Here is a 9,517-nt window from a genome sequence, read left to right on the forward strand (position 1 = left end):
GCCCGCGGTGAAGTTGTCCACAGGCCCGTTCCGGCGGGTCCCGGACGCCCATACTGAGCCGTAGGGGGCGCCGTCGGCGTTCACTACATTGAGTGACGGCGGGCTCGCGTCAGTGCGCCGTTGGCTCGACCAGCAGTGTCCGGGTGCCGAAGAAATGAGACATCTCAGCGCGATCGCTGTCGATCCGGTGGCGCTACGTGATGACTCGGACCCGTTCGGATGGCATCATGAGCACGGGGGCGGTCGCCGGACGTCGCGGATCGGCAGGGCTTGACGGTGGCGGCGCGCAACGGGGATCCGGGAGGCGAACGGTGGTGGAGCGCCTGCGGCGACCCGGCCGCCGCCGCCCCGTCACCGTCGCGGTGGCCGTCACGTGCTCGCTGCTGATGGTCGCCGGGGTCGTCATCGCCTGGCAGCGGCCGGGGTTCGCCGAGGTCCCCCCACAGCCGGTCGACCGGTCGGTCTGGGTGGTCAACGACGCCCGGCTGCTGGTCGGGCGGGTGAACACCGGGATCGGCGAGCTGGACTCGGCGGCCGCCCTGCGCGGCGTGTCCGCCATCGTCCAGGACCCGGCCGGTGACCCGGCCGACCCGCTGCTGGTGGTCGACGGGGCCAAGGACGAGATCCAGCTGCTGGACACCGCGACCGTCACCTTCGGTGCCCGGGTGGCGGTGCCGGCCGACGCGGTGGTCCGGCTGCGATCCGGCACGCTCGCGGTCGCCGATCCGGCGGACGGCCGGGTGTGGGTCGGGACGACCCGCGGGGCCGGGCCCAATCCGGACCTGTCCGCGCTGGACGTCCGGTCCGCGTCGCCGGCCGCGACCGTCGGCCCCGGGCCGGTGCTGGCCGTGAGCGTCGAGGGGGCCGTGTTCGCGGTCCGGCCGGGGGCGTCGACCGTCGTGCGGATCGACCCGGGCGACCCGGCCACCGTGGCCGACCTGCCGCTGGCCGGCGGGTCGTTGGCCACGAGCGGCAGCGCGGCGGGGCCGGTGGCCGGCGTGCAATTGACGACGGTCGGCGGGGTGCCCGTCGTGCTGGACCGGGCCGACCGGTCGATGCGGGTGGGGGACCGGCGGCTCGACGTGAGCCTGCCGGCCGACGCGCTGCTGCAGGAGCCCGGTCCGGATGCCGCCGAGGTGCTGGTGTCCTCGGCGTCCGGGCTGGTGGCGGTCGACCTGATCGACGGGTCGATCCGGACGCTCGCGCCCGGCGGCGGCACCGCGGTGCCTCCGGTGGTCGCCGGCGGGTGCCGGTACGCCGCCTGGTGGTCCGGGACGAGGGTGACCGGCGTGGCCGGCTGCGGCGACGGTCCGGCCGAACCGGCCGAGCTGGCCGGCCCGGCGGCCGACCCCGGTGGGGCCGCCCCGGCGCTCACCCTGCAGGCCCGGGGCGATGCCGTGGTCCTGGTCGACTCCGGGTCCGACCGGTCCTGGATCGCCAGCGACGGATTCCGCCCGGTGGACAACTGGGCGGACGTCGCCCCGGCCGAGGGGCCCGCGGACCGGACGACCACGGTCGAGGACCCGACGTCCACCGACGACCTGCCCGACGTCCCGCCGGACTGCACGGCGGTGCCGCTGGGCGCGCCCACCGCGGTCGACGACGAGTTCGGGGTGCGCGCCGGCCGGACGACCGTGCTGCGGGTGCTGGACAACGACCCCGGGGTGGACTGCACCAGCGTGGTGGTCGAATCCGTCGGTGCGCTGCCGCCCGAGATCGGATCGGCGGCCGTCGTCGGCGACGGCTCGGCCGTGCAGCTCACGCTCGCCGCGGGCGTCACCGCGGTGCCCCCCATCGAGTACACCGTCGGCAACGGGGCCGGCGCGACGGCCGGCGCCCGGATCGACGTCCGGGTCCGCCCGGCGGCCGTGAGCGAGCCGGCGCAGCGGGTCCGCCGGTCGGCCGTCACGGCCGAGGTGGACGCCACCGTCTCCTACAACGTGCTCGACGACATGGTCTCGCCGACCGGCGACGACCTGTTCCTGGTCTCGGCGGTCACCGACACCGCCGACGTCGTGTCGTTCCGCCCCGACGGCACCGTCACCTATCGCAACACCGGCGGTGGCGCCGGCACCGACGTACCCGTCGAGTTCGTCGTCTCCGACGGGATCGAGCAGGCCGCCGGCACGCTCACCGTGTCCGTCGTGCCGGCCGGATCGAGCGCGCCGGTGATCTACCCGGCGCACGGCCGGACGGCACCCGGCGTCGCCGCCGTGGTCGACCTGCGGCGCAGCGTGGTCGCCGGTTCCGCCGAGCCGGTGGTGATCGACGCGGTCCAGCCGGAGCCGGGCAGTGAACCGGCCACCGCGGTGCTCGACCGCCGCACCGGCTCTGTCGCGGTGACCGCGGCCGTGGCGGGGACCTACTACTTCACGTTCGAGGCCACGGCCGGCGGGCGGGCGACCACGGGCGTGCTCCGGGTCGACGTCACGGGCGCGGCCGCGCCGCCGGTGCCCAGGCTCGATGTGGCCTACCTGCCGGCCGGCGGCGAGACGGTCGTCGACCCGACGCTCAACGACGGCGGCGCGGCCGGCGCCGGGGCGGCCGTGCAGGACGTCCAGCCGCCGGCCGGGGCCGCGCTGACCGCGGCCGTCGTCGACCTGCATCTGGTCCGGATCAGCGCCACCCGGCCGCTGCGGGAGCCGGTCGAGTTGACCTACGCGGCGTTCGACGGCGCGTCCGGATCCGATGCGGCGACGGGCACGATCCGGGTCGTGCCGGTGCCGGCGGCCCGGCAGACCCCGCCGCCGCTGACCGCACCGGCGCAGGCCACGGTCCGCGCCGGGGACGCGGTCACCATCCCCTTCACCACGTTCACCACCAGCCAGGACGGTTCCCCGGTGCGGGTGACGGTCGATCCGGCCCAGGTGGCCGCGCTGCCCGGGGCGGTGTTCGTCACCGCCGACTCGATCCGCTACCTGGCCCCGGCGGACGCCGCCCCCGGCCAGCTCGCCTTCGGCTACACCGCCTCGTCGGGCACCGCCACCGCGCTGGCCCCGGCCCAGGCGGCGGGCACCGTCACCATCACCGTGATCGCCGCCGACCCGGGCCGCAACCGGCCGCCGGACACCCCGCCACCGGCCGTCGCGCGGGTCTTCGCCGGCACGTCCATCAGCATCGCGGTGCCGCTGGCCGGGATCGATCCGGATGGCGACTGGGTGACGGTGCAGTCGATCGAGCAGCCCGAAGCGCCGCTCGGCGAGGTCCGGGTGACCGGGGCGGACACGCTGACCTACACCGCCTTCGCCGCGCCCGGGGTCGACCGGATCCGGTACCTGGTCGCCGATCCGGCCGGAGCCACGGCGACGGGCGAGCTGACCGTGCTGGTCGTCGCGCCGACCGAGGCGGCCCGGCCGCCGGTCGCCCCGGACCAGACCGTGTCGGTCCGGCCGGGCCGCAGCATCCGGGTGGACCCGCTGGCCGCGGTGGTCGATCCGGGCGGGCAGGCGGTGCGGCTGGCCGACCCGGCGTTCACCGTCACGCCCGGGCTGGACGTGACGGTCGAGGACCGCAGCTTCGTGCTGACCGCCCCGGCCGAGCCGACCGTCGGGACGCTGCGGTACACGGTGGTCAACGCCAAGGGCCTGACGGCGACCGGCACGGTGCGGGTGACGGTCTCGCCCGACGCGCCGATGCCCGACCCGCTGGCCGCCGACGTGTTCGTGCGACCGGCCGACCTGACCGCGGACACCGGCACCGTCGACGTCGACCTGACCGGTTCGGTGACGAACCGCAGCGGTCGGGCCGACCGGCTGACCGTGTCGGTGGATCCGGTGTCCGCAGCGGTGGCGGCGGTGGTCGACGCGCACACGGTGCGGGTCGCGGTGTCGACCGTGCGGCAGGTCGTCGCCTACCAGGTCGTGGACGGCAACGGGGCGCAGGCCGGGGCCTTCATCGTGGTGCCGCCACGGGCCCAGCTGGTGGGCCCGCAGCTGCGCGCGGGGGCCGGTCCCATCGCTCTCGACGCCGGCCTGAGCACCGACGTCACCATCGGGGACTACGTGACGGTCGGCGGGACCGGGCAGGACGCGGTGACCATCGCGCCGGACCCGGCCCCCCGGCTCACCCAGGGCACGGCGGTGCGCACCTCGCCGACCTCCCTGACGCTGTCCGCCCCGGCGACCGCCGGCGGCGCGGCCGCGGTCTACGTGCCCATCGCCGCCGGCACCGGCCCGCCGGTGGTGCTGAGCATCCCGGTGCGGATCGAGCCGCGGCTGATCCCGCCGCCGCGGATCGACTCGACCGAGGTGCCCGTAGAGGCGGGCGGATCGGCCACGATCGACCTGGCCGCGCTGACTACCACCTACGACGACCGCCAGGCGGGCAGCCTGACCTGGGGCGTCGACGCCGGGGATGCCGGGGTGACCGCCACGGTCCGCGACGGCGCCGTCACCGTCGCCGCGGCCGCCGACGTGCCCCGCGGGACCCGGGTGACGCTGCCGATGGACGTCACCGACGGGGACGGCAAGAACGGCCGCGGCACCCTGACCGTCACGGTCACCGGCTCGACCAGGCCGTTGCCGACGGTGGTGGACCAGCAGGTCGCCCAGGGACTCGGCGGCACCGCGGTGACCGTCGACATGCTGACCGGCAGCGACGACCCGGTCGGGCTCGGGCTGACCGTCGCCGGCGCGCGCGTGCTCGAGGGTGCCGCCGGGATCGCCGCCGGGCCGACCGTGTCCGGCGGCACCGTGTCGCTGACCCCGGCGGCCGGCTTCGTCGGGCAACTCGTGGTCGCGGTCGACGTCCTGGACGGCACCCGGGATCCCGACCGCCAGGTCACCGCCACCCTGCGGGTGCAGATCCAGGACCGGCCGGGCGCTCCCGGGGTGCCGTCCGCGGTGCCCGGCACGGTCACCGCGCGCAGCGTGCAGCTGCAGTGGGAACCGGCCGAGGCGAACGGGTCACCGGTGCAGCAGTACACCGTGACCGGCGGGGGCCTGCGGCAGGTGTGCCCCGGGTCGGACAGCACCTGCGTGGTCACCGGCCTGACGCCCGGTCAGGCCACCGTGTTCGTGGTGACGGCGAGCAACGCGGTGGGCGAGTCCGCACCGTCCGCGCCGTCCGCGGTGATCCTGCCGGACGTCGCCCCCACGGTGCCGTCGCCGCCGGTCGCCCAGTACGTCACCCGCGGCTCCCTCTCGGTTTCCTGGTCGGTGCCGACGGGCGACTTCACCCCGGTGACCGCCATGTCGCTGCAGGTCCTGCGCGGCGACGGGGCCGGCGAGCCGGTCCAGGTGATCGACGCCGCCACCAGCCCGACGGTGCTGACCGGCCTGGACTCCGCCACCGGCTACCGGTTCCAGGTGCGGGCGGCCAACCAGCAGGGCTTCTCCGACTGGTCGGCGCCCAGCGATCCGGTGGTTCCCTCCGGGGTGCCGTCCGCGCCGACCGGCCTCACCGCGCAGTTCGTCTTCGACGCCGGCCGGCGGGGGATCGAGGTCACCTGGGGCCCACCCGACGACGACGGGGGTGAACCCGTGACCGCCTACCGGCTCACGCTGGGCGGCGCGGACGCGGGGACGGGCGACGGGGCATGGCGTTCGGCCTTCCTGCCGCTGGACGGCAACGACCCGGTCGGCGTCGCGGTCGTCGCCGGCAACGGCCGCGGTGATGGCCCGGCGGCCACCGCCACGGTCGCCCCGTTCGGCCGGCCGGCGGCGGTCACCGGCCTGACCGTCACGGCCGGGGACTCGTCGTTGGCCCTGGCCTGGACCCCGGCCGACTCGCCCGGCCGGCCGGTGGCGGACTACCAGTACCGGCTCGACGACGGCCCGTGGGTCGGGGTCGGGCCGGCCACCTCGGCGACGGTGCGGTCGCTGGCCAACGGCACCGCCCGGCAGGTGCGGGTGCGCGCCTGCAACGGCGAGTCCGGCTTCCCCGAGGACGTCCGCTGCGGCCCGGCCGGCGACCCGGTCGGCGGCACCCCGGCCGGCCCGCTGGCCGATCCGAGGGTCACCGTCTCCCTGCCCGACGAGTGGGGCCGCACGGTGCGCGTCGACTGGACGTTCCCCGGCGGCAACGGTCGCGAGGTGACCGCGCAGACGGTGACGATCGCGGGGGCGGACGTGGCGCCGCGGCCCGGTTCCTGGAGCCAGGACGTCGGCTACGGGGCGACCGTCACCGCCACCGTCGCCTACTGCGTGGGAACCGGGGCCGAGCGGGAATGCCGGGAGGCGACCGCCCGCGGAGCGACCGCCACCCTGTTCACCGTCGCCACCCGGGCGCTGGCCCCGCTGACCGGGACCTGTGCCACCCCCTCGCCCTACCCGGGGGAGTGGCGGACCGAGGACACCTGCGCACCGGGCACCTGGGTGCCCGCCCCGCGCGCGGCGGACCTGCTGTGCGTGGCGGCCGGGCCGGCCTATCCCGCGCTCCCCGCGGGCGGCCCCGGACCGGTCCCGGGCGACCAGGTGACCACCTGGTACCAGGACAAGGACCGCCTCTGGTACCGCAAGCCGGCGTTCCTCGACCCCGACCCGACGATCCCGACATGTTAGAAGGACGACGCGTGCAGGCCGCCCAGAACGCCGCCAGGACCGGAGCAGGGATCGCGGCCGGCCGTGACACACCGGAGGATCAGGCCGTGGACTCCCGAACAGTGGCCGAACCGGGCCCGGTGCTGGAGGCGGCGGAGGCCGGTCAGTTCGCCGCCACCTTCGACGCCGCCGTGGCCGCGATCGGCCGGGCCGTGGTGGGCAAGCCCGACGCCGTGCGGCTCGCCCTGATCTGCCTGCTGTCGGAGGGCCACCTGCTGCTCGAGGACGTCCCCGGCACCGGCAAGACGACGTTGGCCAAGTCGCTCGCCGCCGTGGTCGGCGGCACGACCGCGCGGATCCAGTTCACCCCCGACCTGCTGCCCTCCGACGTGACCGGGGTGACCATCTGGGACCAGTCGATCGGGTCGTTCGTGTTCCACCCGGGTCCGGTGTTCGCCTCGATCGTGCTGGCCGACGAGATCAACCGCGCCTCGCCCAAGACCCAGTCGGCCCTGCTGGAGGTGATGGAGGAGTCGGCGGTGACGGTCGACGGCGTCACCCGGCCGGTCGGGTCGCCGTTCATGGTGATCGGCACGCAGAACCCGGTCGAGCAGGCCGGCACCTACCGGCTGCCGGAGGCGCAGCTCGACCGGTTCCAGATCCGCACCCGCATCGGGCATCCGGACGAGGACGCGGCGGTGGCCATCCTGGCGGCCGTCGGCACCCGGGCGGGCCGGCCGGCGGTGGGGCCGCTGCTGTCCCCGGCCGAGGTCGGCGACCTGGTCGAGCAGGCGTCCCGGGTCTACGTCGACACCTCGATCCTGCGGTACATCACGCAGCTGGTCGCGGCCACCCGGTCCGTCGACGGGGTGACCCTGGGTGTTTCGCAGCGGGGCGCGATCGCGCTGCTGCGCACCGCGCGGACGCTGGCGGCGTCCCGCGGCCGGCACTTCGTCGTCCCGGACGACGTCAAGTCCCTGGCCGAACCCGTGCTCGCCCACCGCATCTGCATCGACGCGGAGGCCGAGTACGGCGGGTTGACCGTGTCGGCCGTGGTGGCCGCCGTGCTGCGCACCGTGCCGCCGCCGCGGGGAGCGGCATGACCCGGGCCCGGCCGGCCGAGCCGGGTCCGGCGGCCGATCCGCCCACGGCGGGCGGGCCGCCTGTGGCCGGCGGGCCGGTCGCGGCGGGTGAGCCGGTCGCGGTGGGTGGGCCGGGCCCGGCGGGCGAGCCGATCCCGGCCGCTGCGGACCCGTCCGGCTCGGACCCGGTCACGGTGATGACGGTGCCGGGTCCCGGGCGGCGGGCGGCGGCGGCGTGGCGGGCGGTCACCCCGCGGGGCCGGGCCGCGGCGGCGGTCGCCGTGGTGGCGGCCGGGCTCGGCCAGGTCACCGGGTGGCGGGAGTGGACGGGACTGGCCGCGGGGCTGACCGTCGTCCTGCTGATCGCCGTCGGCCTGGCCCTGGGCCGGTCCCCGGTGGCCATCGACCTGCACCTGCCCCGGACCCGGTTCGTGGTCGGCGAGCCGGGCACGGTCCGGGTCGACGTGCGCAACGTGTCGGCCCGGCGGATGCTGCCGCTGCGCCTGGAACTGGACGTCGACGGGCTGCCCGCGCAGGTCCGGGTGCCGTCCCTGCCCGGCGGGGCCGCCCACCCGGCGACGATGGCCCTGCCCACCCACCGGCGGGCGGTGGTCGAGCTGGGCCCGGCCCGGGCGGTGCGCGGGGACGTCTTCGGGCTGATCCGGCGGGTGGTGCAGTGGCCGGTGCACGAGCAGGTGTTCGTGCACCCGCGGACCGTGCTGCTGCCCGACCCGTTGCCCGGCCTGACCCGTGACCTGGAGGGCGAGGAGTCCACCGTCCGGACGGCCAGCGACCTGTCGTTCCACACCCTGCGCGAGTACGTGCCGGGCGACGACCGGCGCTTCATCCACTGGAAGTCCACCGCCCGCAGCGGCACGCTGCAGGTCCGCGAGTTCCTCCAGACCCGGCGGTCGCTGGTCGCGGTGGTCCTGGCCGGCGACCCGGGCGACTACCGGGCCGACCCGCCCGGCACCGCCGAGCCCGGCACCGGGGCGGAGTTCGAGATCGCGGTCAGCTGTGCCGCGTCGATCGTCGCCGAGCTGGTCCGGCGGCACCGGGACGTCGTCGTCGACGCGGCCGGGGTGCCCGTCCGGGGGGCCGGTGCCGAAGGCGTGCTCGACCAGTTCAGCCCGATCCGCACGCGGGCCGAGGGCGCCGACCTGCTGGCCATGACCCGCCGCACGGCGCACCGCCATCCGCGGGCCTCCCTGCTCGTGCTGGTCTTCGGCTCGACCGTGGAACCGGCGCGGGTCCGGGCGGCCGCCCGGCTGCGCCCACCCGGGGCCACCGTGCTCGCCGTGCGCGCCCGGGTGCCCGAGTCGCCGCACCCCGCGGTCCTCGGCCCGCTGACCGGCGGGACCATGGGCACCGTCGAGGACGTCGCCCAGCTGCCGCTGGTCCTGCGCGGGGCGGCGTCGTGATCGGCGGGGCGGCCGGGAGGTCCCGGTGAGCGGGCGGGTCCGGGGTCCGCGCCGGTCGCGCAGCTCCGCGGCCACCGGCCGCTGGTGGCGGGCCGCCGACCTGGCGGTGCTGGCCGGCCTGATCGTGCTCGGGTCGATCCTGCTGGTGCCGGCCTACGGGTCGGCGGCGCCCGTCGTCGCGGCGGCCGGCGGCGTGCTCGGGCCGGCCGCGTTCTTCGTCGCCCGGGACCGCTGGTCCTGGCCGGGGTGGCTCGGCGTGCCGCTGATCCCGCTGGCCGTCTGGGCCATCGGCGCGCTGATCGTCGCGGCGGCGGGCCCGGTGTTCGGCGCACCACCGGCGGCGGACGCGTTCACGGTCGTCGCGCGCGGTGCGGTGGACGGCTGGCGCGACCTGCTCACCGTGGCCACCCCGACCGGCACCGCCGGGTCGTTGCTGGTGCCGCCGCTGCTGCTGGCGGCCGGCGGTACCACCCTGGCCGGGTTCCTGGTCGGCACCCGCCGGCCGGCGACCGCCCTGGCCGGCCCGGCCGCGGCC

General features: G+C 76.9%; 3 protein-coding genes and 1 pseudogene. All 4 read left to right on the forward strand.

The annotated features are described in order from the left end of the window. Nucleotides 1-311 precede the first annotated feature (311 nt). Entirely contained in the window at nt 312-6,500 is a 6,189-nt protein-coding gene (locus ACOJUF_RS08605; protein ID WP_420121447.1) for an Ig-like domain-containing protein, read from the forward strand. Between the two features lie 86 nt (nt 6,501-6,586). Next, the gene (locus tag ACOJUF_RS08610) at nt 6,587-7,582 is read left to right on the forward strand and encodes an AAA family ATPase (protein ID WP_420121448.1); all 996 of its coding nucleotides are present in this window, start codon (nt 6,587-6,589) and stop codon (nt 7,580-7,582) included. Between the two features lie 176 nt (nt 7,583-7,758). After that, nucleotides 7,759-8,982, forward strand: coding sequence for a DUF58 domain-containing protein (locus ACOJUF_RS08615; RefSeq protein ID WP_420121449.1), 1,224 nt, complete (start codon nt 7,759-7,761; stop codon nt 8,980-8,982). Between the two features lie 25 nt (nt 8,983-9,007). Then, a pseudogene (locus tag ACOJUF_RS08620) lies at nt 9,008-9,517 on the forward strand (hypothetical protein); the annotation flags it as partial.

It is taken from the genome of Nakamurella sp., assembly GCF_048594475.1.
Lineage (GTDB): Bacteria > Actinomycetota > Actinomycetes > Mycobacteriales > Nakamurellaceae > Nakamurella.

Bases quoted from the DNA above. Each gene is read 5' to 3' on its own strand.
- ACOJUF_RS08615 (WP_420121449.1), top strand. From the start codon at position 7,759: ATGACGGTGCCGGGTCCCGGGCGGCGGGCGGCGGCGGCGTGGCGGGCG.